At 63.1% G+C, this 23,468-nt stretch carries 20 protein-coding genes; 13 read left to right on the forward strand and 7 right to left on the reverse strand.

Annotated features, from left to right (window positions below):
• Positions 1-13 precede the first annotated feature (13 nt).
• The 3 genes from OKA04_RS03315 to OKA04_RS03325 all read left to right on the forward strand — a co-directional run bounded on the left by OKA04_RS03315 (position 14) and on the right by OKA04_RS03325 (position 3,424).
• The gene (locus tag OKA04_RS03315) at positions 14-2,173 is read left to right on the forward strand and encodes a hypothetical protein (RefSeq protein ID WP_264499701.1); all 2,160 of its coding nucleotides are present in this window, start codon (positions 14-16) and stop codon (positions 2,171-2,173) included.
• Between the two features lie 94 nt (positions 2,174-2,267).
• Positions 2,268-2,423 (forward strand): small basic protein, encoded by a 156-nt coding sequence (locus OKA04_RS03320; RefSeq protein WP_264499702.1) that lies wholly within the window; start codon positions 2,268-2,270, stop codon positions 2,421-2,423.
• A gap of 98 nt (positions 2,424-2,521) precedes the next feature.
• Entirely contained in the window at positions 2,522-3,424 is a 903-nt protein-coding gene (locus tag OKA04_RS03325; RefSeq protein WP_264499703.1) for a pseudouridine synthase, read from the forward strand.
• An 8-nt stretch (positions 3,425-3,432) separates the two neighbouring features.
• Here the strand turns inward: OKA04_RS03325 and OKA04_RS03330 are convergent, their stop codons facing one another.
• Together OKA04_RS03330 and OKA04_RS03335 are read right to left on the reverse strand one after the other, a co-directional pair.
• Positions 3,433-3,726, reverse strand: coding sequence for a HigA family addiction module antitoxin (locus OKA04_RS03330; protein ID WP_264499704.1), 294 nt, complete (start codon positions 3,724-3,726; stop codon positions 3,433-3,435).
• Between the two features lie 7 nt (positions 3,727-3,733).
• Positions 3,734-4,042, reverse strand: coding sequence for a type II toxin-antitoxin system RelE/ParE family toxin (locus OKA04_RS03335; RefSeq protein WP_264499705.1), 309 nt, complete (start codon positions 4,040-4,042; stop codon positions 3,734-3,736).
• A gap of 210 nt (positions 4,043-4,252) precedes the next feature.
• On the opposite strand from OKA04_RS03335, the gene acs reads away from it, so the two are divergent.
• Positions 4,253-6,208 (forward strand): acetate--CoA ligase, encoded by a 1,956-nt coding sequence (gene acs, locus OKA04_RS03340; RefSeq protein ID WP_264499706.1) that lies wholly within the window; start codon positions 4,253-4,255, stop codon positions 6,206-6,208.
• A gap of 3 nt (positions 6,209-6,211) precedes the next feature.
• Positions 6,212-7,075 carry a hypothetical protein gene (locus OKA04_RS03345; protein WP_264499707.1) on the forward strand — a complete coding sequence of 288 codons (864 nt, stop codon included), beginning with the start codon at positions 6,212-6,214 and terminating at the stop codon, positions 7,073-7,075.
• Between the two features lie 73 nt (positions 7,076-7,148).
• Here OKA04_RS03345 and mpl read toward each other — a convergent pair whose 3' ends face one another.
• Together mpl and OKA04_RS03355 are read right to left on the reverse strand one after the other, a co-directional pair.
• Positions 7,149-8,534 carry a UDP-N-acetylmuramate:L-alanyl-gamma-D-glutamyl-meso-diaminopimelate ligase gene (gene mpl, locus OKA04_RS03350; RefSeq protein WP_264499708.1) on the reverse strand — a complete coding sequence of 462 codons (1,386 nt, stop codon included), beginning with the start codon at positions 8,532-8,534 and terminating at the stop codon, positions 7,149-7,151.
• Between the two features lie 152 nt (positions 8,535-8,686).
• Complete coding sequence (locus tag OKA04_RS03355; RefSeq protein ID WP_264499709.1) at positions 8,687-9,568, reverse strand: haloacid dehalogenase-like hydrolase; 882 nt, start codon at positions 9,566-9,568, stop codon at positions 8,687-8,689.
• A gap of 132 nt (positions 9,569-9,700) precedes the next feature.
• Here OKA04_RS03355 and scpB point away from each other — a divergent pair, with 132 nt between their 5' ends.
• Together scpB and pheA are read left to right on the forward strand one after the other, a co-directional pair.
• Entirely contained in the window at positions 9,701-10,411 is a 711-nt protein-coding gene (scpB, locus tag OKA04_RS03360; RefSeq protein ID WP_264499710.1) for an SMC-Scp complex subunit ScpB, read from the forward strand.
• A complete protein-coding gene (pheA, locus tag OKA04_RS03365) occupies positions 10,408-11,478 on the forward strand; it encodes a prephenate dehydratase (RefSeq protein ID WP_264499711.1) in 1,071 nt (356 codons plus the stop codon). Before scpB ends, pheA begins: the two co-directional genes overlap by 4 nt.
• A gap of 301 nt (positions 11,479-11,779) precedes the next feature.
• On the opposite strand, the gene OKA04_RS03370 is transcribed toward pheA, so the two are convergent.
• Positions 11,780-12,478 carry a hypothetical protein gene (locus OKA04_RS03370; RefSeq protein WP_264499712.1) on the reverse strand — a complete coding sequence of 233 codons (699 nt, stop codon included), beginning with the start codon at positions 12,476-12,478 and terminating at the stop codon, positions 11,780-11,782.
• Positions 12,479-12,595: 117 nt separating this feature from the next.
• Here OKA04_RS03370 and OKA04_RS03375 point away from each other — a divergent pair, with 117 nt between their 5' ends.
• The 5 genes from OKA04_RS03375 (at position 12,596) to mqo (ending at position 19,947) form a co-directional block, all read left to right on the forward strand.
• Positions 12,596-13,633, forward strand: coding sequence for a quinone-dependent dihydroorotate dehydrogenase (locus tag OKA04_RS03375; RefSeq protein WP_264499713.1), 1,038 nt, complete (start codon positions 12,596-12,598; stop codon positions 13,631-13,633).
• Positions 13,634-13,733: 100 nt separating this feature from the next.
• The gene (locus tag OKA04_RS03380) at positions 13,734-13,976 is read left to right on the forward strand and encodes a YMGG-like glycine zipper-containing protein (RefSeq protein ID WP_264499714.1); all 243 of its coding nucleotides are present in this window, start codon (positions 13,734-13,736) and stop codon (positions 13,974-13,976) included.
• A 119-nt stretch (positions 13,977-14,095) separates the two neighbouring features.
• A complete protein-coding gene (locus OKA04_RS03385) occupies positions 14,096-16,261 on the forward strand; it encodes a protein-disulfide reductase DsbD family protein (RefSeq protein WP_264499715.1) in 2,166 nt (721 codons plus the stop codon).
• A 48-nt stretch (positions 16,262-16,309) separates the two neighbouring features.
• On the forward strand, positions 16,310-18,295 hold the full coding sequence (locus OKA04_RS03390; RefSeq protein WP_264499716.1) for an alpha amylase C-terminal domain-containing protein: 1,986 nt from the start codon (positions 16,310-16,312) through the stop codon (positions 18,293-18,295).
• A gap of 152 nt (positions 18,296-18,447) precedes the next feature.
• Positions 18,448-19,947: a malate dehydrogenase (quinone) gene (gene mqo / locus OKA04_RS03395; protein ID WP_264499717.1), complete on the forward strand. Its 1,500-nt coding sequence runs from the start codon at positions 18,448-18,450 to the stop codon at positions 19,945-19,947.
• A gap of 56 nt (positions 19,948-20,003) precedes the next feature.
• On the opposite strand, the gene OKA04_RS03400 is transcribed toward mqo, so the two are convergent.
• A complete protein-coding gene (locus OKA04_RS03400) occupies positions 20,004-21,323 on the reverse strand; it encodes a hypothetical protein (RefSeq protein ID WP_264499718.1) in 1,320 nt (439 codons plus the stop codon).
• Between the two features lie 17 nt (positions 21,324-21,340).
• A complete protein-coding gene (locus tag OKA04_RS03405; protein ID WP_264499719.1) occupies positions 21,341-22,576 on the reverse strand; it encodes a hypothetical protein in 1,236 nt (411 codons plus the stop codon).
• A gap of 196 nt (positions 22,577-22,772) precedes the next feature.
• Here OKA04_RS03405 and OKA04_RS03410 point away from each other — a divergent pair, with 196 nt between their 5' ends.
• Positions 22,773-23,465, forward strand: coding sequence for an RNA polymerase sigma factor (locus tag OKA04_RS03410; RefSeq protein ID WP_264499720.1), 693 nt, complete (start codon positions 22,773-22,775; stop codon positions 23,463-23,465).
• The last annotated feature ends 3 nt before the right edge of the window (positions 23,466-23,468 follow it).

The following is a 23,468-nucleotide window of genomic DNA, read 5'->3' on the forward strand; positions in this document are numbered from 1 at the left end:
CACCCGCCCGCCGATGAAATACCACCTTTCTCTCGCCGGATGTGCCTTGCTCTGCCTCCCCGCTGCCCGAGCCCAGGATCCGATGACTCTGGAGGCAAACCGCTTCCTCTACTCGCACGGTGACTTCAACAATGACGGTCGTCGCGACGGAGTGATCGTGGACCGGGAAAGCGGCACCATCCGTCTCTTCAACCAGCTCGCCTCAGGAGGCTTCACCTGGGGCGAGGCTCAGCCCTCGGGCATCGATTCTCCCGAGGCGCTCTCGGTGGGACGCTTCTACCTTTCCACTCACGATGCCATCGTTGTCGGATCCACGGTGGCAAACCGCGTCCATCTCTTCGGCCTGACAAACCCCGCGGAGATCTTCACGCCAAAGGAAATCTTCCCCGGTGCCCCCGGCCCGTCATCGCTCGCCGCGCTGGATATCGACGGAACCGGCAGCATCGACCTTCTCACCATCGGGGAAGGTGTCGCACCGCGGACCTACAAGGGCCGTGGCCGCACCTACGAAGCGCTCACCCAACTGACCAACACGACACCTACCAGCGCATGGACGGCGAACTACCCGCTCGTCACCGATCGTCTCGGTGCCGTGCGACCGAAGACCGGATCGCCACCCCGCCTGACGAACCTGTATTACGCGGACGGAAGCGCCACCGCTGCCTTCTATCTTGAGATCGCCGGGGCCTCAGGCCTGTCCGGCTCCATCTCGGTCGCGAATATCCCATCGAATTCGCGCTACTCAGCCGGCTCGCTCGATGCCACTGGGCTGACCCATTTCCTCTTCTGGTCGCCCGGGCAATCGACCCTGCGCTGCGTCCGTCTGAATGAGCCCACTGCAGGCACCTTCGCCTTTGGCACCGTGCAAAGCCACACGCTGGCCGGGACCGGCGGGCTGGATCTGGTGGTGCCGGTGAAGAATGGCGCCGGGGCGCGGATCGCCGCCCTTTTCGGCGATGGTTCCGTACGCGTCTACGAGTTCGACGGAACCGCCACACCTGTCCTGCGTGCTACCCTGCAGGACGTGCCTGCGGACATGATACTGCCCATGACCGGCGATGGCTTTCTGATCGCGAGCGGGCTGCGTGGTGCCCAGCCCGAGTGGCGGCGATACACGCCATCGGGGCAAGGATACACGCAGTCTGCCAGCGGCAGCATCCCTCCGGCGAGGCCCGCCGCGATGGTGTCGAACATCCTCTTCCTCTCCGCCGAGCCATTCGTGAATGAAGGAGTGACCGTCAAGTCGCTCACCCATTTCCGCGAGTGGACCACCGGGGCCACGGTCTCATCCGGCCTTGCTTGGAATATCAATTCGCTGGCGTATGTGAATTCAGGGAGCGGCTTGGGCGGCTCCCAACTCGTCACCCTCTCGGGTACGTCCACGGGTGACTTTCCGCTCGTAAACCAATATTCGCCGGGAATCTCGATCTACAGTTTTGAGGGAGGCGCGGGAATCCGGGCAGCGGACATCGTCTTTGACCCGCCTCCGGGCACCTACGCGCCTCTTCCTGCGCTGCCACCACTCCCTGAACCTCCTCCGTCGGCCACAATGCCTCCCGCGCCGCAGCCGCTCCCGGCGGTCACGGTCAGCGTGGCAGCCACCCAGAGCGGGCATACCCTGCGCTATCGCACGGGCACGTCGGGAGACTTTGCCACCGTGCCTGACTCCGGGAAGATCGAGGTCTTCTCGACGACGACCATCCAGGTCTACGGGGAAAACGGCGGAGTGCGGACCCCGCTTCGCTCCGGCACCTACACGATCTCTCCGGCCTCATCCCTGAGCGTGCCCGCGTCAGCGGATGCCGATGGTGACGGCCTGCCGGACGCCTGGGAGGCCGCCTTCCAAGCCTACGATCCCCATGCCGACCCGGACGGGGACGGATATACGAATGCCGAGGAAGCAGCCGCCGGTGGCGACCCCGGCCAGTTCGCCTACCTCGCCGCGATTCCTCCGAAACTCACAGGAACGCTGGTCGGACCTCCCGGCAATCAGGTCCTCCGTCTGGAGTGGGCCGCAGCCGACAACGTCTCCTCGCTGCAGCTCTCCACGACGCTCACCGGATGGAGCACAGCACCCGGTTCACCCGTTCTCAGCGGCAACAAACGCCGCCTCGACGTGCCCGTCACCGCGGGCTCACCCCAGAAGCGTTTCTACCGGCTCAGCCGTCCGTGATAAATCCTTTGCGTTACTGGATTTTCCCATTGCCATCCGCGCGGGACCTTCCTAGTTTCCGCGCCCCGCGACCAAGCAACCCGCGAATTTTCCCATGTCGAAGCACAACAGTCTCAAGGCCAAGGGCGGCGCCGAAGGCAAGCGTTCAGTGATGAAGCGTTTTGAACGCGTCAAGCTCATGAAGGAGCGCGGTGTCTGGAAAGACGGCCGTAGCCCCATCGGTCTGCCAAAGACCAAGGGCGAAGGCTGAGGCCGGCCAATCCCGCATTTTTCCGCAGATGCGCAGTGCCCGCAAGGCGCTGCGCTTTTCGCGTTTCTAGCCCCGCTATTCATCCTATCATCACGTCCATGCCCGAAGGCACCCGTCTCAACAAATTCCTCGCCTCCTGCGGCGTCGGCTCACGTCGCGCCTGCGACGCCATGGTCCAGGACGGCCGGGTCGAGATCAATGGCAAGCCCTGCCTGAATCCCGCGCATCATGTGGAGCCCGGCGACTTCGTGCGGGTGGACGGCAAGCGCGTGCAGACGAAGGAGACGAGCACGGTGATGTTTTACAAGCCGCGCGGCTATGTCTGCTCGCGCGAGGACGAGCTGGGCCGGGACACGATCTACACGATCCTGCCCACCATCCTGAAGCACCTGCACCACGTCGGCCGGCTCGACCGCGACTCGGAAGGCCTGCTCATCCTGACGAATGATGGCGACCTTTCCCAGACGCTGATGCATCCGTCGAAGCTGGTGGAAAAGGAGTACATCGTCACCTCGAACCAGCCGGTGCTCAACGAGCACCTCGATCTCTTCAAGAGCGGCGTCTATGTGGAAAAGGTGCGCATGCGGGCCAAGGAAGTCACCCGCCTCTCCTCACGCCGCTACAAGATCGTGCTGGAGACCGGCCTGAAGCGCCAGATCCGCATGATGTTCCAAGCGCTCGGCTACCAGGTGCAAAAACTCGTCCGCGTGCGCATCGGCATGGTGGAACTCGGCGACCTCCCGGAAGGCGCATGGCTGCCTATCGACGAGAAGGTCATCACCCTCCTGCAAAAGAATCCGAAGCCCCGCGGCGGCAACCGCCCCGCGGTGAAGGCTGCAAAGAAGACCGCGAAAAAAGCAGCGAAGAAGGCCGCTCCTGCGTCTGCTCCACCAAGGGCAGCCGCCAAGCCCGCCCGACGCAGTTCAGCCTCCGAAGCCCGCCCACCCTCCGCGCGGGGCTTTGGAAAGAAGACGGCGAAGCGCGCTCCGCGGCGCGGATGACCCGGAGATCAAGCCACCAATGGCTTGATCGTCTGCATCACTTCCTTCCCCTTCTCTCTCGTAGCCTTGCTCAGGTCGAAATCCGACTGGAGGCGCAGAAGAAGCGAGGCGGAGATTCCAAGGTAGCGCTCCAACCGGAGCGCTGTATCCGCTGACACTCCTTTCCGCCCGGCGAAGATGTCGCTGAGACGGCTTCGCGGGATGTGCATGTCGCCCGCTGCTCGCGAAGCGGTGATTCCCCGGGTCTCCAATTCATCCCGGATCAGCCCCGCTGCGGGATTGGTCTTCAAGTCGATCTTCATGGTTGGGTCACTTGTGGGTGTCTTGAATTTCAACGAATTCCACGTCTGTCAGTCCTTCATCGGCCCATGCGAAGGTGATCCGCCACTTCGAGTTCCGGCCATCAGCATCAATTGAGTATCGGTCCGAGCCGTGAAGCTTGTGATAATGAAGTGCTCGCAGTGTGAGCAGGTCTTTCTCTGAAGCACGGTTGAGAATTGCTAGACGTTCCTGAGCCTTCTCCAATCTCAAGCCGCCGAGTCGATTGGCCTCCTTGCGAGTGAGAATGTCACCGCAGAAAACCTTCTCGGTCGCTTTATCGGCGAAGCTGCGGATCACCGGGACACTGTAACCAAAAAAGAGAACACCACAAGCAGATAGCTTTTGCGATGCTTTCTCGAACTCGACGAATGTCGGTTTCCGTCAATACCCCGAGAAAGTCCGTGGCATGCGCCACCGAAGCGCAAATTTTGAGTCGCCCCCTGCGAATTGTGGCTTTTAGTTTCGGGTAGTCCGGCAACCCGACTTGCGCCGGCAACCCAAGGCATCATGAGCAACAAGATCGAAAGCCATCTCGTCGAAGACCGCGTCTTCAAGCCAACCAAGGAGTTCTCGGCGAAAGCACGCATTTCCAGCATGGCCCAGTACAAGAAGCTGTGGCAAGAGTCGGTGGACAAGCCGGAGGTCTTCTGGGCACGCGAGGCGAAGGAACTCGAGTGGCGGAACAAGTGGACGAAGGTGCTGGATTGGAAGGCTCCGGATGCGAAGTGGTTCGTCGGCGGGAAGCTCAATGTCTGCGAGAACTGCGTGGACCGACACGCGAAGGGCTCGCGCCGCAACAAGGCGGCCATCATTTTCGAAGGCGAACCCGGCGACCGCCAGGTGCTCACCTACGCGCAGCTCCACCGCGAGGTCTGCCGCTTCGCCAATGTCCTGCTGGCCAAGGGCGTGAAGTCGAAGGATCGCGTGCTGGTTTACATGCCCATGATCCCGGAAGCGGCCATCGCCATGCTCGCCTGCGCCCGCATCGGCGCGGTGCACTCCGTGGTCTTCGGCGGCTTCTCCTCGGACTCCATCGTGGATCGCCTGGAAGACTCCGGCGCGACCCATGTGGTGACCGCAGACGGTGGCTGGCGCCGCGGCAAGATCGTCCCGCTGAAGGACAACGTCGATGAAGCGCTCAAGAAGTACAAGGCGATCAAGTCGGTGGTCGTCTTCAAGCGCACCGGTCAGGAGATCTCCATGACCAAGGGCCGCGACACCTGGTGGCACGAGGAGACCGAGAAGGTCACCGCGAAGCACGAGGCGAAGGCCTTCGACTCCGAGCATCCGCTCTTCATTCTCTACACCTCCGGCTCCACCGGAAAGCCGAAGGGCATCCTCCACACCAGCGGCGGCTACCTCACCGGCACCTACGTGACCTGCAAGTACGTCTTCGACATGCAGGATGACGACGTCTACTGGTGCACCGCCGACGTCGGCTGGATCACCGGCCACAGCTATATTGTCTATGGCCCTCTCGCGATGGGCGTGACGCAGGTGATGTATGAGGGCGCTCCGAATCAACCGGACTTCGGCCGCTTCTGGCAGATGATCGAGGAATACGGCGTCTCGATCTTCTACACCGCACCGACCGCCATCCGCGCCTTCATCAAGGCAGGCGACCATTTCCCGAAGAAGCACGACCTCTCCAGCCTGCGCCTGTTAGGTTCCGTCGGAGAGCCCATCAATCCGGAGGCCTGGATGTGGTATCACGAGAAGATCGGCGGCGGACGCTGCCCCATCGTGGACACCTGGTGGCAGACCGAGACCGGTGCCATCATGATCACTCCCCTGCCCGGCTGCACCCCGCTGAAGCCCGGCACGGCCACCCTGCCCTTCTTCGGAGTCGATGCCGCCATCCTCGACGAGACCGGCCAAGAATGTAAGGCGAACGAAGGCGGTCGACTCGTGATCCGCAAGCCGTGGCCGTCGATGACTCGCTCCATCTACGGCGACAAGGCCCGCTACAAGAAGACCTACTGGTCCGACTACCAAGGAATGTACACCGCCGGTGACGGTGCCCGCCGCGACAAGCAGGGCAACTTCTGGATCGTCGGCCGCCTAGATGATGTCCTCAATGTCTCCGGCCACCGCCTTGGCACCGCCGAAGTCGAGAGCGCGCTGGTCGGCCATCCTGCCGTGGCGGAAGCAGCGGTCGTTGGACGTCCGGATGATCTGAAGGGTCAGGCGGTTGTGGCGTTCGTGACGCTGAAGGCCGGTATCGCCGATTCCGCGGCGCTGCAGAAGGAACTCCGCGAGCATGTCGGCAAGGTGATCGGGGCGATTGCGAAGCCCGATGACTTGCATTTTGCACCAGCTCTGCCGAAAACCCGCTCCGGCAAGATCATGCGACGCCTGCTGAAGGAACTCGTAACCACGGGAACGGTCAGCGGGAACACCACGACGCTTGAAGATTTCTCCGTGATTGCCAATCTTCAGGAAAAGATCGCCGGTGCCAAATAACGAATGACGACGACCCGCTACATTTTCGCTCGGATTGCCCAGGCCTTTGGCGTGAACCGCCGCCAGCGGCGCATGTCGGAGGCTGCCTCGGAAATGCACCTGCTGCGCGAGGCGGAGCAGGTGCTGGGGCAGTCCGTGTGGGAGCGGGTCGAGGAAGTTGAGGAGCTTGGCGTCGAGTACTGGAACCTGCGGAAGCTGATCAAGGAGCGGAACGAAATCGGCACCAAGCTCGCCGAGTGCGAGGCCTTCCTCGCCGACGCCCATGACCAGCGCTCCAGCCTGCTCAACGCCAAGTCCGATTCCCAGCTAGAGCTGGAAGAGAAGCGTGCAAGCCTGCTGACCGAGCTCGAAACTCTCGCGAAGGACCGCGACCTGGTGATCCAGCAGGCTCGGGAAATCCGCCGGGTTTATGACGGCCTCAAAATGAAGCTGGAAGTGACCCAGCACGACGGCGTCACAAGCGCGACGGAGAAAACGAAGTCCCGCATGCTGGAACTGAAGTCGCAATTCACCCAGCTCAAGCACGACCGCGACCGGATCGCAGCCAGCATCGCCGATGGAGACGCCATGGTGGACACCATCGACGCTGAGCTTTCGGAAGAGCGTCAAAAGCATCGCGCCGAAGCGTCGGTCGCTTTCCAACAGATCGGCCAGGCCAATCGCGACATCTCCTCATTCAAGGCGCAGCAGGGCCTGATCGACACCCAGATGCGGCAGCTCTACAGCGAGATCGGCCGACACGTGAGCCGGAATGCCTTCATCAACGACCAGTGCCGGAGCGCCGCCAAGGGCCACATCCAGATGATTGATGTGATGCGCGCCTTGAGGAAATCGGTGGCCATGAACCACCGCCTCGCTGGCATGTGACCTCGGCGGCGGCACCTTGCCGCCAGCCTTGATTCATGGAGTCCGATATCCCGGTGGCCGGGACCAGCGTCGTTCACGCCAGCCGCTCGAGCAGCTTCTTGTGGATGCCGCCGAAGCCGCCGTTGCTGAGCACGGCTACCACGTCGCCGGCCTTCGCCTCGCGCGCGACGGTCTCCACGATCTCGTCCACCGTGTGGATGTAGCGGCCGTTCCCGCCGTGCCGTGCGATGTCCGCGGCGAGCTTGTCGGGATCGAGGCGGTCGTTCTCCGGGATCTTGTGAAGATCCGGGATCTCTGAAACCACCGCCTCATCGGCAAGCGCAAGTGCTTCGGCCAGCTCGTTCTGGAAAACGGCACGGCGCGTCGTATTCGAGCGCGGCTCGAAAAGGATCCACAGGCGGCTGTTTCCGTAGCGCTGGCGCAGGCTGCCGACCGCGAGCTTGATGGCAGTCGGATGATGCGCGAAGTCATCGATGACCTTCACGCCACCGGCCTCGCCACGGAGTTCCTGGCGACGGGCCACACCGTCGAAGCTCTCGAGGCCCGCACGGATTTCATCCGGGGTCAGCCCGGCGAAAAGCGCCGCGGAGGTGGCCATCGCAGCGTTCCGCACGTTGAATTCACCCGTCATCCGCAGAGAGTAGCGCTCGCCGCCGAGGGTGAAGGAACTACGATCCGCATCGTAGGTCACATCGGAGATGCGGACGTCATTCCCCTCGCCAAGACCCACAGTCTTCACAGGGCACGGAGCCTTCTCCGCCACATCACGGCAATTGGGGTCGTCGCCATTGATAATCGCGCAGCCGGTGCGTGGCACCACGTTCAGCAGGCGGCGGAAGGTCAGCTTGATCTCGTCGAGATTCGCGTAGATGTCGGCGTGGTCGAATTCGATGTTGTTCACCACCGCCACCTCCGGGAGGTAGTGGAGGAACTTCGAGCGCTTGTCGAAGAAGGCCGTGTCGTATTCGTCGCCCTCCAGCACGGTGAATTCCGAGTCGGTGAAATTCGCGCCGCGGCCCAGGTTCTTCGGCAGTCCGCCGATCATCCAGCCCGGCTCCCTGCCTGCCGAGATGAAGAGCCATGCGAGCATGGAGCTCGTGGTGGTCTTGCCGTGCGTGCCGCTCACCACGTAGTTCCGCTTTCCGCGCAGGAAATGCTCCTTCATCACCTCCGGCAGGGACTGGTAGAGCAGCTTGCGGGAGAGCGCGGCCTCGGCCTCCTCGTTGCCACGGCTGATGGCATTGCCGATGACGATCACGTCGGCGTCCGCAGGCAGGTTCTCGGCACGGTAGCCTTCCGTGATCTCGATGCCCTCGTTGCGGAGGAAGTCGGACATCGGCGGATACACGTTCGTATCGGAGCCGGTGACGGTGAAGCCCTTGCGCTTCATCGCAACGGCCACGGCGCCCATCGCGGTCCCGCAGACGCCGGTAAAATGGAAATGCTTCTTTTCGGACATGTGAGTGGCGACTCCCTCCGCCAAGCCCCGATGATCAGGACCAGGATGGATGGGATGGATAGGATTTTAGAATAAGGGTTCGGGTGGCGTTCCGGGCCGACAGGGTCAGGGTTTTATTCCATCCATCCTATCCATCCTGGTCCCATGTGTTTTCAAAAGGTCGGCGCGGCGACGGTGGCGTTTTCCCGCTCCTCCACCCGGCGACGCAGGATGCGGTCGGCGGTTTCGCGCACCATTTCGGAAAGCAGCAGCCAGAGGTGGCTGCCCTGCCGGTAGTCCGCCGGGGCGATGTGCTTCACCCGCCCGGCGTGGGAGGAGAGCTGGAAGCACTTCCGGAAGCTCCGGCTGGTCGGGTCCTCGGGATTGTAAACGGCGATCGCCTGCCCGCCGCTCTTGCTCATGACGGTGAAGCACGGCACGTCGGTCGGCCCGTCACCCACGTAGATCATGTTATCGAAAGGGATCGGCCGCTGTTCCGCAGGCATGTGGTCGTTCACGTCCTGCGAGTAGTCGAGCATCCCCTTGTTGATGCGGAAGAGGAACTGCGTCTTCGTGGTGTGCGAAATCGCCCGCTTCGGGAAGCTGATGATGCCGTGGGAATCCTCGCCGAATTCGCAGCCGAAGATCGCCTTCACCTTGGTATTCAGGCGGCTGCCATCGAGGAGCGCCTTCAGGCCGGAGGAAATGATGTAAAATTCGATTTTCACCCCCACCGCCTCGTGATGCGGACCGAGGCAGGCCTTCGGCAGGGTGTCGAACATTTCGAAGACGCCCGGGAAAAAGGTCAGGCCCGCACCCAGCTCGACCAGCCGGGCATTTGTCACCTGATCCATCTGGAGATAATCCAGAATGCACTTCAGGTAAGCGAGTTCCCCGTCCCACTGCTGCTCTGTCACCAGCTTGTTGCACTTTTTCCAGAACTGCGCGGGATCGATGCCGAATTCCGGGAACAGCACATCATCCTGCATGTAGCGGGGGCTGAGCGTCTGGTCATAGTCAAAAACCAGAGCGATGGTATTCTGCGGGGCGGCCATGGGGCGCGGCAAGCGAACCAGCCGCCCCCCTGCCCCGCAAGCGGAAAGCCGGGCCGGAAAAATCCCCGGGTGACACACGGTCGCCGGCACGCTTGAAATGCCCCCGAGCTTGCCTAAGCTCCGCCGCCCGCCATGGAACTTTCCTCGATAGTCGAAGCCTTGCTGACCGCCTCGGACGAGCCGATGCCGGCGGAGGAGATCGCCCGGCTGATCCGCGCCCGCGTGGCGGAGGCCGAGGACGCCCGCGCCCGCAAGGTGGAGGACGGCGAGACCCCGGAAGAGCTGCCGGACTGGCTGGTCGGCCTCGCCACCGTCTCGTCGGACCAAGTCATCGCCGCCATTGCCGCGCTGAACCACATCTACGAGGCCAGCGGTCGCGCCTTCCTGCTGATGGAGCGGGCCAAGGGCTGGAAGATTTTCACCCGCCCCACCTACGGCGAATTCGTCCGCCAGCTTTTCCCCGGCCGGAAGCCGGAGCGCCTCAGCGGCCCGGCCATGGAGACGCTCGCGATCATCGCCTACCGCCAGCCGATCACGAAGGCGGCGATCGAGGCCGTCCGCGGCGTCGCCTGCGATGGCATGCTGCAAAAGCTGCTCGACCGCGAGCTGGTCCGCATCGGCGGCCGCGCCGAGCTGCCCGGTCGCCCGCTGCTCTACGAGACCACGGAGTCCTTCTACGAGCACTTCGGCATCCGCAGCATTGATGACCTGCCGAATGCCCAAGAACTCCGCCGCGTGAAGCTCCCCGAGGCACCCTCGGAAGGTGCCGCCGCGGAAGAACAGCTTGCCCTCAGCGCCACCGGCGCATCCCCTGCCTCCGCCTCTCCCGACGAAAAAGCGTGAACCTCGACGACATCCGCAAGAACATCGACCAGATCGATGGCCAGCTCCTCGATCTCCTCTCCGACCGTGCCGACCTGGTCCACCAGGTGGGCGAGGTGAAGAAACGGGACGGCCTCCAGATCTACGCCCCGGAGCGCGAGGAAGCGCTTTTGCGCCGCCTGATCGAGCGGAACAAGGGCCGCCTGCCGGAGAAGTCGATCCGCGCGATCTATCGCGAGATCATGTCCGCGGCGCTCGCGCTGGAGGACGACCTGAAGATCGCCTATCTCGGCCCCGAGGGCTCGTGGACCCATCAGGCCGCCATCAAGAAATTTGGCCACTCGGTGGACTACACGCCGCTGCCGAATTTCTTCGAGGTCTTCGACCAGGTCGCCCGCCGCCGCGCCGATTACGGCGTCGTCCCAATCGAGAATTCCACCGAAGGCGCGGTCTCGCACACGCTGGATCTATTCGTCGATTCGCCTCTCCAGATCTGCGCGCAGATTCTGCTGCGCATCGAGAATTGCCTAATGGCGGACGTTCCCCGCGAGCAGATCAGGACGCTTTACTCGCACCCGCAGGCACTGGCCCAGTGCCGCGGCTGGATCCTGAAGCATTTCCCGAAGGCGGATCTCGTCGAGGTCTCCTCCACCACGCGCGCCGCCCAGCTTGCCAAGGAAAACGCCGCCGACGGTGCCGCCGCCATCGGCAGCCCCGCCGCCGCGGAGATGTACGGGCTGACGGTGATCGAGGAGTCGATCCAGGACCGCGCGACGAATACCACGCGTTTCCTGGTGATCGGCGAGAAGACCTGCCCGCCCACCGGCAACGACCGGACGTCGCTGCTCTTCGCCATCCATGACCGCCCGGGCTCGCTGGTCCGCGCGCTCCAGGCCTTCGACCAATTCCACATCAACATGTCGAAGATCGAGTCCCGCCCCTCCAAGCGGAAGGACTGGGAATACATCTTCTACGTCGATCTTTCCGGCCACTGCCAAGACCCGGTGGTGAAGGGTGGAATTGAGGAACTGGAGAAGCACTGCTCCATGGTCAAGTTGCTCGGGTCGTATCCCGACGCGGGCGAGTGACAAGGCTGGCAATCTAATCGGCGGAGCCGGCTCCGCCGATCCTGTGCCCCCTGGGAGCGCGTGCCACTGGCACGCTTGGCAGGTAGGCGAACTTACAGAGAGAGCCGCCTCCATGGACACGCAACCGGGAAAGCACGCTCAACCCGTGCTTCGCTCGCCCATCCAAGCGAGCCGGAGGCACGCGCTCCCAGGAGGCACTCCGGTGAGGTGCGGCTTTTGCACGTCGTTCGCATGACCTTCCAAGCCGGCTGAAGCCAGCGCTCCCCGCTCCGCCGATCCAGTGCCCCCTCGGCGACAAGTCTCAGCGCCCTTTGACGAGGACCCCGTTCCAGAAGCCGGGGAGCTTCTCCGTGAGCTTGTCGAGGGCCTTCTTCTTGGCGTTCCGCTTGGAGCGCTCCTTGGCATTGTGCAGGTCCATTCCGGCGGTGAGGCCCTTGTTCGTGGCGCTCTCTTCCATCACTCCGTAAAGGTAGCCGGTGCGGGCGTCGCGGACCATGAGGGTTGCCGTTGCATTGACCGTGTAGCCATTCGTCGGGGCCAGACCCAGCGTCGCAATGCTCAGCGGCAGGAAAGCATCGCTGGAGCTCTCGCTGGTCTCAAAGCGATAGATTGCCACGAGATCCGCGCCGACCTTTCGCGCCTCGATATCGAGATCGCGGTAGGACTTCACCTCGCTAAGAAGGGCCACGCGATTCAGGCTGACCAGGCCCGCCACGCCGGGGAGCGCGGAGGCGGCAGCAGCGTGGTCGGACTGCTCCACATCCGTCTCCGGGATCATGCGGAAGCCACTGTAGGAACTCTCGATCCTCGCCACCGCCACTCGCGCGGGGAAGCGGACCGTCGGGCGCGCATTCGAGACGGACTCGGTCGCGCCCGACGATCCTGGTGTCACGGGCAGGGAATAGCTCGCAGGCGTGTCGTACTGACAGGCACCATTGAGGAAAGCGGAGACGATCAGGGAGGCGCAGAAGCGGTTCATCGCCGCGAAGGCTAAGGGCATTCGCTTCTATTCCATGAATCGAAAGCCGGGCACCATTCATCGACAGGGCCGATGATGAGCACGCGCCGCCGATCTTCCGTGTTGGACCGATCTGCGTTCGATGTTCACGCTCCGTCCGTGCCCGACGCCTACGATCTCGCCCGCTCCCTGCTCTTCCGCCTCGATGCAGAAAACGCTCACCACCTGAGCCTGCGGGGGCTGCGATTGGCGGAGAAGACAGGCACACTGTCCGCGCTCTTTCCCTCCGATGAGTTCTCGTCGCCAGCCGAAGTGATGGGCCTGCGGTTTCCGAATCGCGTCGGCCTCGCCGCGGGTCTGGACAAGGAAGGCAACACCATCGACGCACTGGGTCGTCTCGGCTTCGGCTTCGTCGAGATCGGCACCATCACCCCCCGGCCCCAAGCGGGAAATCCGAAGCCCCGGCTCTTCCGCCTCATCGAGCACGAGGCGATCATCAACCGCATGGGCTTCAACAACCCGGGCATCGCCGCCGGGGTGGCAAACGTCCGCCGTTCGAAGCACTTCCAAGGCGTGATCGGCTTCAATATCGGCAAGAACAAGGACACGCCGAACGAGAATGCGGCCGATGACTACCTCATCTGCCTGAAGGCCGCCTACCCGGTGGCCGACTACATCGCCGTGAATCTTTCCTCGCCGAATACCCCCGGCCTGCGCGACCTGCAGGGCGAGGAAGCCTCGGCACGCCTGCTGGAGCGGCTGAAAAAGGAACAGGCCGCGCTCGAAAACGAGCACGGGAAGCGCGTCCCGTTGCTCTTCAAGGTGGCTCCGGATCTCGATCCGCCTCACGTCACCGCCTTGGCAAAGGTCTTCCTCGACGGCGGGCTCGACGGCCTCATCGCCACGAATACCACGCTGGCCCGCGAGCCCGTGGCCGGTCACCCGCGCGCAAACGAGGCGGGCGGCCTCTCCGGCAAGCCGCTCACCCAGCGCAGCACCGAGATCATCCACGCCTTCGCCACGGAATTCGGAGGGAAGGTCCCCATCATCGGAGTCGGCGGCATTTCCTGTGCCGAAGACGCCGTGGACAAGATCCGCGCCGGGGCCAGCCTCGTGCAGATCTACTCCGCTTTCATTTACCAAGGCCCCCGGCTGGTCCGCGAATGCGTCCGGGCGGTCGATACTTTGGACTTGTGAATAAATTTTTCGGACGGAACGTCAGAACCGTCGCCGCATTCCGCCTTGCGCATCGAGCATTCTGGCGGAAGCAGTTCCACGTAACCGAACCAATCGAACCATGAAGAAATCCCTCGCTCTCCTCGCCGTCGCCTCCGCCTTCATCGGCACGAGCTGCCAGAACTACGGCCCGAACGCCAACCGCGGCGCCGCCACCGGCGCGCTGATCGGTGCCGGTGCCGGTGCCATCATCGGCAACCAGTCCGGCCGTGCGCTGGAAGGTGCAGCCATCGGTGCCGCCGCAGGTGGTGTCGCCGGCGGTGCCTACGGCAATGCCCGTGACCAAGAGCAGCGCGGCTACTAATTCGGTCCTCCGGACCTTGATTTCCCGTGCCGGGCAGGTCATCTCGACCTCGCCCGGCATTTTTGTGGGATAAATTCGCCTCCCTGCTCCTCTATTCACCAGTCACGACTGTTTTGACCATGCGATTGCCCCGCCTTATCCTCGCCACATTGCTTGCCTCCCTGCCTCTGGTGCAGGCGCAAGACGACCTCAGTCCCTTCGGAAACTTCGGAGGAGGCGAACAGCAGGAGCAGGTGCCGGCAACCGCGGAGATCGTCTCCGAAAACAAGGAAGTAGCGCCCGGAGAGCCCTTCCGCGTAGCCCTGAAGATCACCCACGCTCCGCACTGGCACACCTACTATGTGAACCCCGGCCAGGTCGGGTTCCCCCCTTCCATCGAGTGGGAGCTCCCGGAAGGAGCCACCGCGAGCGACCTGCAGTTCCCGGTCCCGACGCTCGGATTCGCTGCTGACGCCCCTTTCTACGGCTACGATGGCGAGACTTGGTTCATCCAAACCATTACCCCGCCTGCCACGCTGAAGGCAGGTGAAACCTTCACCCTTTCCGGGGAGGCCTCGTGGCTGGCCTGCAAGGAAAGCTGCATCCCGGGTGACGCGGAACTGAAGCTCTCGCTGCCCGTCGCCACATCTGCCAGCCCGAATCCGGAGTCTGCCGATGGATTTGCCAAGGCCGACGCCGCCATGCCACAGAAGCACGGAGCTTGGATGGTGAATGCCAGCGGCAACGGCGACACCGTCACGCTGACCCTGACTCCCGGTGAAGGCGCGGTCTCGCAGCCCGAGAACGTCCGGTTTTTCAGCAGCGACGCCCTTGAAGATGCTGCCAAGTCCCAGGAACTGACCAAGGACGGAGATTCCTGGAAACTCGTGGTCCATAGAAATCCCGAGACCGATCCGAAGCCAACTTCCATCTCCGGTATCCTCAAGTCCGACAACGGTTGGATCACTGGCAATCCGTCGAAAGGAATCACCCTCGATGCCATCGCCATCGGAGCCCCGGCAACAGACGGCGGCTCGGCCGGAGCTGCCAGTGCGGCAACCGAAGAACAACCGGCACTGCTCCTGACCTTCGGCCTGATGTTCATCGGCGGATTGATCCTCAATCTGATGCCCTGCGTCTTCCCGGTGATCGGCCTGAAGATCATGGGCTTCGTGCAGCAGTCCGGCCATGACCGCTCAAAGGTGGTGAAGCACGGTCTCATCTTCACCTCCGGAGTGCTCGTTTCCTTCTGGCTGCTGTGCGCCCTGATGCTGGCTGGAGGCATCCGCAACTGGGGTGGCCAGCTCCAGAACCCGTGGGTCGTGCTTTCCCTGCTGCTCGTCATGCTGGTCTTCGGCCTCAGCATGTTCGGGATCTTCGAGATCGGCACCTCCGCCACCGGTGTAGGAGGCAAGCTCACCAACAAGGACGGCCTCTCCGGCACCTTCTTCTCGGGCATCCTGGCCACGGTGGTCGCCACTCCCTGCTCCGCGCCATTCCTCGGTACTGGCCTGAGTGCCACGGTGCAGCTCCCCACGCCATTGTTCCTCGCCAGCTTCACCTGCATGGCCCTGGGTCTCAGCCTGCCCTATCTCGTGCTGTCATTTTTCCCGGCCTTGGTGGACAAGCTCCCTCGCCCCGGCCCTTGGATGGAGTCCTTCAAGCAAGGGATGTCCTTCCTGCTCTTCGCCACGGTGGCATATCTCGCGTGGGTTTACCTCCAGCAGGTGGGGGATCAGATCGCAGGGCAAAAGAGCCTCCATGTGCTGATCGGGATCGCGGTCATCTCCGCCGCCTTCTGGATCCTCGGCCGCTGGTCGGTGCCCTACCGGACAGCGAAGGCCCGGGGCATCGGACGCGTCGCCGCTGCCGCCTTCTTCGTCACCGGCTTCATGCTGATGAAGCCTTCACCGGCTCCCGCAGCCGAGCTCGCCAGCTCCACCCAGATCCAGTGGGAGGAGTGGACGCAGGAAAAGCAGGACGCCCTGCTCAAGGAGGGCAAGTCGATCTACATCGACTACACCGCCCGCTGGTGCCTCACCTGCCAGACCAACAAGGCGGCGGCATACACCGAAGAAACCGCGAAGTTTTTCAAGGCCCACGGCATCGTGGCGCTGAAGGCCGACAAGACCGTGGACAAGCCCGAGATCGACGCCGAGCTCAAGCGTCTCGGCAAGGTCGCGATCCCCGTGAACGTGCTCTACTCGAAGGGTGATCCTACACCACACGTCACCAACACGGTGCTGACCGCGGGTTATCTCCAAGGCTTCGTTCGCGATCACCTTGGCGAGCCGGTTGCACCATGAACTCAATCCATTCTTCCCACTGGCACGGGCCGCGCTCATGCTCGGGAAGTGAGCGACATACCCCAGCTGGTCCTCGACGATCCTTGGCTTGAATCCCATGCCGGAGCGATCCGGCATCGCATCGACCGGTTCAAGGCCACCCTTGCCGACATCGAGGCCCGCAGCGGCAGTCTCGCAGCCCACTCCGCGGGGCACCAGCTCACCGGAATCCACCGTCAGGCCGATGGTGGATGGATGATCCGCGAGTGGCTTCCGAAGGCGAAAGCCGTGTCGCTCGTCGGCGATTTCAATGGCTGGAACCGCGAGAGCCATCCCCTCGCCCTCGCACGGGGCGGCGTGTGGCAGCTCCATCTCCCGGCAGGCACGCTCGCCCACGGCCAGAAGGTCAAACTGCACGTCACGGGTGCGGACGGCACGCATCGCGACCGCATCCCGGCCTGCATCCTGCGCGCGGTGCAGGATCCGGAGACGCACGATTTCTCCGGCCAGATCTGGGAGCCAGAGGAGCGCTACCAGTGGCGGCACGACTTCGATCCCTCGTCGGTGAAGGTCCCGCTCATCTATGAAGCTCACGTCGGCATGTCGGGCGAGGAAGGCCGCGTGCATTCCTATCGCGAGTTCGCGAATGCCACGCTGCCACGCATCGCCGCGGGCGGCTACAATGTCGTCCAGCTCATGGCCGTGCAGGAGCACCCCTACTACGGGTCCTTCGGCTATCACGTCTCGTCGTTCTTCGCCCCGTCCTCGCGCTTCGGCACGCCGGAGGACCTGAAGTATCTCGTCGATACCGCCCATGGCCTCGGCATCGCCGTGCTGCTGGACATCGTCCATTCGCACGCGGTGAAGAACATCGCGGAGGGTCTCAACGACCTCGATGGCTCGGGCAATCTCTACTTCCACGCCGACGACCGGGGAGATCACCCGCAGTGGGACTCGAAGGTCTTCGACTACGGCCGCTCCGAGGTCCGCCAGTTCCTGCTGTCGAATGTCCGCTACTGGCTGGAGGAGTTCCGCTTCGACGGCTTCCGCTTCGATGGCATTACCTCGATGCTCTACTGGCATCGCGGGATGGAGTCCTTTGACAACTACGACAAGTACTTCGTCCACGGCGTGGACCAGGAGGCCATCCTCTACCTGCAGCTCGCGACCACGCTGGCGAAGGAGCTGCGGCCCGGTGCGATCGTCGTGGCCGAGGACATGTCCGGCATGCCGGGTCTCTGCCGCCCGGTGAGCGAGGGCGGCGTCGGCTTCACCCACCGCCTCGCGATGGGCATTCCCGACTTCTGGATCAAGCTGCTGAAGCACACCCGCGACGAGGACTGGAACCTCGACGAAATCTGGGGCACGCTCGTCAACCGTCGCCATGGGGAGGCAAACATCGCCTATGCCGAAAGCCACGACCAGGCGCTCGTCGGCGACAAGACCCTCGCCTTCTGGCTGATGGACGAGAAGATGTATTGGAACATGGGCAAGGACGATCCCGACCCCGTGGTCGAGCGCGGCATCGCCCTGCACAAGATCATCCGCCTGCTCACCTTCGCCCTCGGTGGCGAAGGCTGGCTGAATTTCATGGGCAATGAATTCGGCCACCCCGAGTGGCTGGATTTCCCACGCGAGGGCAATGGCTGGTCCTACCACTACTGCCGCCGCCAGTGGTCGCTCGCCGACAATCACGCGCTGAAGTACCCGTGGCTCGGTGCCTTCGACCGCGCGATGATCGAGACCGGCAAGCAGCATGGACTTCCGGGCGCGGACAGGCCGCAGAACCTGTGGATGGACTACGAGCGGAAGATCATGTGCGCCCGTCGGGGCGATCTTGTCTTCGTCTTCAATCTGTCCGTGGACTGCTCCCAGCCGGACTTCCAGTTTCCCGTCCCGGGCTCCGGAGCCTACCGCCTCGTCCTCGACACGGATGCCCGCGAACTCGGTGGCCAAGGTCGCGTGGATGCGGGCATCGAGTATCCGGTCGATGAAAACGGCAAGCTGACGATCTACTCGCCGGCCCGCACGGCGATGGTTTTCGCGCCCGTCTGACGTCGGCTCGTGGGAGTGGCGAGCGCGGCGGGGTGAATCCCTCCGCGCTTTTTTCCAAACCCAAGACCAAGAGCGTCAATCCCACTTCCGCGCTCGACCTGCGGGGGCGCACTTTCAATTCTGGGCATCCGCCACCGATTTCCCAGAAGCCCATGCCGCACTCCACGCACATCCAGAATCCCGACGTCATCATCATCGGCAGCGGCGTCATGTCGTCGAATCTCGCCGCGATGCTGAAGCGGTTGGAGCCGGCGCTCACGATCCAGGTTTACGAGGCGACCGAGAAGCTGTCGCAGGAAAGCTCCGACGGCTGGAACAACGCGGGCACCGGCCACGCGGGCATCTGCGAGCTGAGCTACACGCCGAACCGCGAGAAGGACGGCAGCGTGAATGTCACCAAGGCGATCCAGATCTTCGAGCAATTCGAGCACTCGAAGCAGTTCTGGAGCTACGCGGTGGCCACCGGCATGGCGGACAATCCGCGCGAATTCATCAATCCCGTCCCGCACCTCAGCTTCGTCCACGGGCAGGGCATGGTGGACTACCTGAAGGCCCGCTACGAGGGCATGGCGGCCCACCATTTCTTCCGCGAGATGGAGTTCAGCACAGACCGCGAGCGCATCGCGGGCTGGGCCCCTCTCCTCCTGGAGGGACGCAAGGACGTGCCGATCGCCGCGACCAAGATGGACGGCGGCACCGACGTGAATTTCGGTAACATTTCCCGCAAGCTGTTAGGCTGGCTGGAGAAGCAGCCGGGATGCGGCGTCTCCTCGAGCCACCGGGTGACCGACCTGACGAAATCCGGCGACCGCTGGGAAGTGCGCGTCAAGAACCAGGCAACTGGCGAGAGCTTCGAGAACAACGCGAAGTTCGTCTTCGTCGGAGCCGGTGGCGGCAGCCTCTCCCTGCTCCAGAAGTCCGGCATCCCGGAAGCCAAGGGCCTCGGCGGCTTCCCGATCGGCGGGCAATGGCTGATCTGCGAGAACCCGGACGTGGTGGGCAAGCATCAGGCAAAGGTCTATGGCCAGCCGCTGGAGTCCGCCCCGACCATGGCCGTGCCGCACCTCGACACCCGCATCCTCGACGGGAAGAAGACCCTGCTCTTCGGCCCCTTCGCCGCATGGACCACGAAGTTCCTGCACAAGGAAGGCAGCTTCCTCGACCTGCCGCTCTCGGTGAAGCCGGACAACCTCGCCACGCTGGTCAAGATCGGCATCAGCAATCTCGAGCTCGTCAAATATCTCGTCCAGCAGGGCACCCAGAGCATGGCGGACCGGATGAACGTGCTCCACGTCTTCTATCCCGCCGCCAAGGCCGAAGACTGGAAGCTCATCGACGCCGGCATCCGCGTGCAGGCGATCAAGAAGACCGATGGCGAAGCCGGCATCGTCCACTACGGCACCGAGGTCATCACGAATGCGGACCGCAGTATCTCCGCCCTGCTGGGTGCCTCGCCCGGGGCCTCCGTCTCGGTCAATATCGTGCTGGAAGTGGTGAAGAAATGCTTCCCCCACCTCCTCGACACCCCGGAGGGCAAGGCCCGGATGAAGGAAATGATCCCGACCTGGGACGAAGACCTCACCAAGCCCGAGAACGCCGCGCGCTATGCCGAAGTCGCCCGCCGCGCGAACGAATTGCTCGGCTTGGCCTGAGAATCATCGACCGTGAGCGTAGGCCAGCGCGCCTGATCAGGGCAATCGCAGTGCAATCATGGTTCAAGACCATGCTTGGCCGCGAACGCTCTCGCCGCAGCCCTGGATGCCTCGCTCTTCTTCGGCCAATAGCAGTAAACATCCATCAAGGTCTTCGTCCGCAGATCACCGGGAGGAAGGAACTCCGCCCATTGCGCGGCAGACTCCGGTTCGACGTCGAGCACCGTCGTTGCGAACCTCGCGATCGCGGCATTCTTCGCCGCGCCGTCCGGAGCAAAGCTCAGCCAGTCGGAGGCTGCCTTGTGGTCACGCTTCGCCCAGTAAGCCATGACATGACCGATGGGACGGCCACAGTAGCGGTCTTCCAGCTTGCGGTCGAACCATTCGATCCATCGGGCCTCTTCACCGGGACGGACATCATCCCCGATATCGCTACCCAGACTCCAGATCTCCGAAACCGTCAGACCGGCCGACTCCGCCCATTTGGTCCCGGCATCCACACCATCCTGTGCCAGCAACCTGCCCAGCACTGCTACCGTGTAGTCGCCGGCCTGACTGCGATCCGCCTTGCTCTCGATCTGAGGTAGGTAGTCACGCAGCGCCTTAAGGGCTTTCAGCCGCTTTTCCGGAGTATCCGCCACGCCCATGACCCCTTGGGTGGCGTTTGACGGAGGATCTATTTGGAATTCATCTACCAGGGAGAAAGCCAAGGAGGGGTCGGTGTTCGCCGCAGCTCCGATCATCCCTTGCCTCACCTCCTCATCGACCAACTCGGGATATTTGGAAGTTGCCTCACGGACCCAGGCCAAGCCGCCGGGAAGATCCTCCGCTGCCCATCTCCGGAGCGCAGAAGCGAGAGATCGCGGGTCTATTCCCAATCCGACCCAGTCTTCGGATTCCGTGTAGAGCGTCAATCCGTCGGCGGGCCTACGGTCGATGAGGGCCCACATGGCAAACTTGCAATGGGCCTTCCGCTCAGCATCGGTCAATTCGCCGGACTCCCTGACCGCTCTGATGTAGCGGCGGAAATCCGCGATGCTCATGGCTCCGATCTCCAGCATGGCATCGTCCCTCCGCGCTGAAAGCTCGGCCGAGTAGCTCATGAGAAGCGCCGAAGCCATATCACGGATGAATTGCACCCGCTCCGCATCCAGGGTCACCTCTTTCGGTTGCGTGGTCGGCTTTGACGAGATCGATCCTCCGGTTTTCGGATCCTTCGCCTCGGGCGGCGTGGAAGCGGCCGCATCAAGCTGTTGCCTTAGCGAGGAAAGGCGGGAGCGCTCCACGCCGAGAACCCGTGACTGATGCCATGCGGTGCCTAGAATCGCCGCAGTTGCAGCAATCGTTACCGTTGCCGTCGTGAAATAGGTTTTCATGGATTGAAACGGTGGCTTCAACGATGGCTGCGGATGTGTCGGGTGACTTCTTCCCGTATCTCGGGGTCCGATATTTTCCCTGCCAGCTCCAAGGACCTGGCTCCGTGACAGCATCCGCCGTTTTTCAGGAAGCCATGCAGGACCTCGTCGTTCCCTGCGGAATTATGGAAAATCATCACCACGGGGGCGACTTCGTCGAAGTCCAGATCCCGACCGTACAGGGCGTTGCCGAAGCCGAAGCCGGTCAGGAGATCCGCCCTCTCCACATCACGGACTGCGACCCAGTCTCGCATTGCTTTCATTTCGCTCTCCAGGTCGGGAGCCGAAGCAGGAGCCTTCATGCGATGCTCCACAACCGCTTCCATGCACGCCCTCAATTCATCCGGCTTCGCATCGATCTGATCAAAGAATTCCGCAGCCTTTTCCAAGCCGCCGCTCGCCAGCAAGCCGGCCTTGTGCCGCAGCACGTCATCGCGCTCCTCCTGCGGCAGGGTTTGTCGGACCAGCTCGGCGATCGCGAGCGGTTCAACGTCCTTGGAGCCCTCCCATCGGAGGTTCTTGAACAACCTGGCCGCCTCCTCCTCCGGCATCGCCGAGATACGCTCCACCAACAGTTCGGCCTTGTCCGGAAGCATCACCCTGAGGACGGCGGTTTCCAGTGCGATGCGACCGGGGCTGATACGGGAAAGCGCGTTGGCATAGAGCGGATTGGAGGCAACCATACCGTCCAGCCAAGCCAGGGCAGCCCCGCTATCCTCCTTCGTCCATGACTCCATCGCCCTTGCGAGCAAAGTGCTCATGTTGATGCTGTCCGCATATTTCCCGAACCGCTCGAGGGCAATCTGCGGGGAAACCTTTACCAGCCTGGGTAGAAACCGTTGGGCCAGTTCCATTTTCAGCCTCTCCGGGATGTCGCTTGCTTCCAACTCGTCGATCGCGGCCATGAGCTGATCGGGAGAAAGGGCCTCTATCTGCCTGTGGAAGATGGCGTTGTCGGCGTGTCCACGCTCGCCCTTTGCCAGCATCAGGGCCTCCTCCCAATCGATGCCGGAGCCGGAGAGTGGCTCACCCTGATCACCAGAACTCCCAGATCCCTTCTGAGCGGCCGGGCGATTGCCCAAGGGAGCGGCCAATCTCGCCTCCAGGTCCGAGGACTCGGACCTCAGACGGGTGATTTCCCGCTGCTGGACAACGATCCAAGCGAGTGCGCCGAGCGCGACAACGCCGACCAAAGAGATGATTTTCGGTTTCAAGGGGAGGAATGCTGCGGTGGTATCCGCTTCACCCGCAGCTTGCTGCCCTGATCGCCGTCAGGTCAAACAATCCACGTCGATGGCCCTGTCTCGCGCCCGATGAAATTCCGGCTGAATAGAAGGCGGAGTTTTCGCGTCATTTCACCGGCAAATGGCCGCGTCTGCGGCTTTAGCCGCACGACATTTCCGCCATGGGGTGGATCTCGTCCGCAACTTCCCGCTCGCCGCGTGGTTTTCCCCGGTGATCATGGAAGCCGCACTGACCTTCCCGCCGATCCACATGCCCGAATCCCGTCCGATGCCAGTGAATGAGAGCGCGGACGGGGACGATGTGGACGTGGCGCTGATGTACCGCATCGCGGAAGGCGATGAGCGGGCTTTCCGCCAACTCGTGGAACGGCACCAGAATGCGGTGGTCGGCACGGTGGCACGCATGCTAAATGACGCGACCGAGGCCGAGGACATCGCCCAACTCGCCTTCCTGCGCGTGTGGAAGCACGCGAAGCGCTGGCGGCCGGACGCGAAATTCACGACCTACCTTTTCACGATCACCCGCAACCTCGTCTTCAACGAGACCCGCAGGCGCTCCCGCCGCAAGGAGGTCTCCACCGACGAGCGCGAGGACGAGAGCGGCTTCCAAATGTCCGCGGAGACCCGCAACGAGCCGCAGGAGGAAACGATGAAGCTGGAGATGCACCAGCAGATCGACCGCGCCATCGCCACCCTGCCCGAGGCCCAGCGCACCGCGGTGATCCTCTACAGCTATGAGTCGATGCCCTACGAGGACATCGCGAAGGTGCTGAAGACGTCCGTCTCCTCGGTGAAGAGCCTGCTCTTCCGCGCGCGGACCACGCTTCGCGAAAAGCTGGCGAGCTACATGGCGGAGTGAGGT

The organism is Luteolibacter flavescens, from assembly GCF_025950085.1.
GTDB classification, from domain to species: domain Bacteria; phylum Verrucomicrobiota; class Verrucomicrobiia; order Verrucomicrobiales; family Akkermansiaceae; genus Haloferula; species Haloferula flavescens.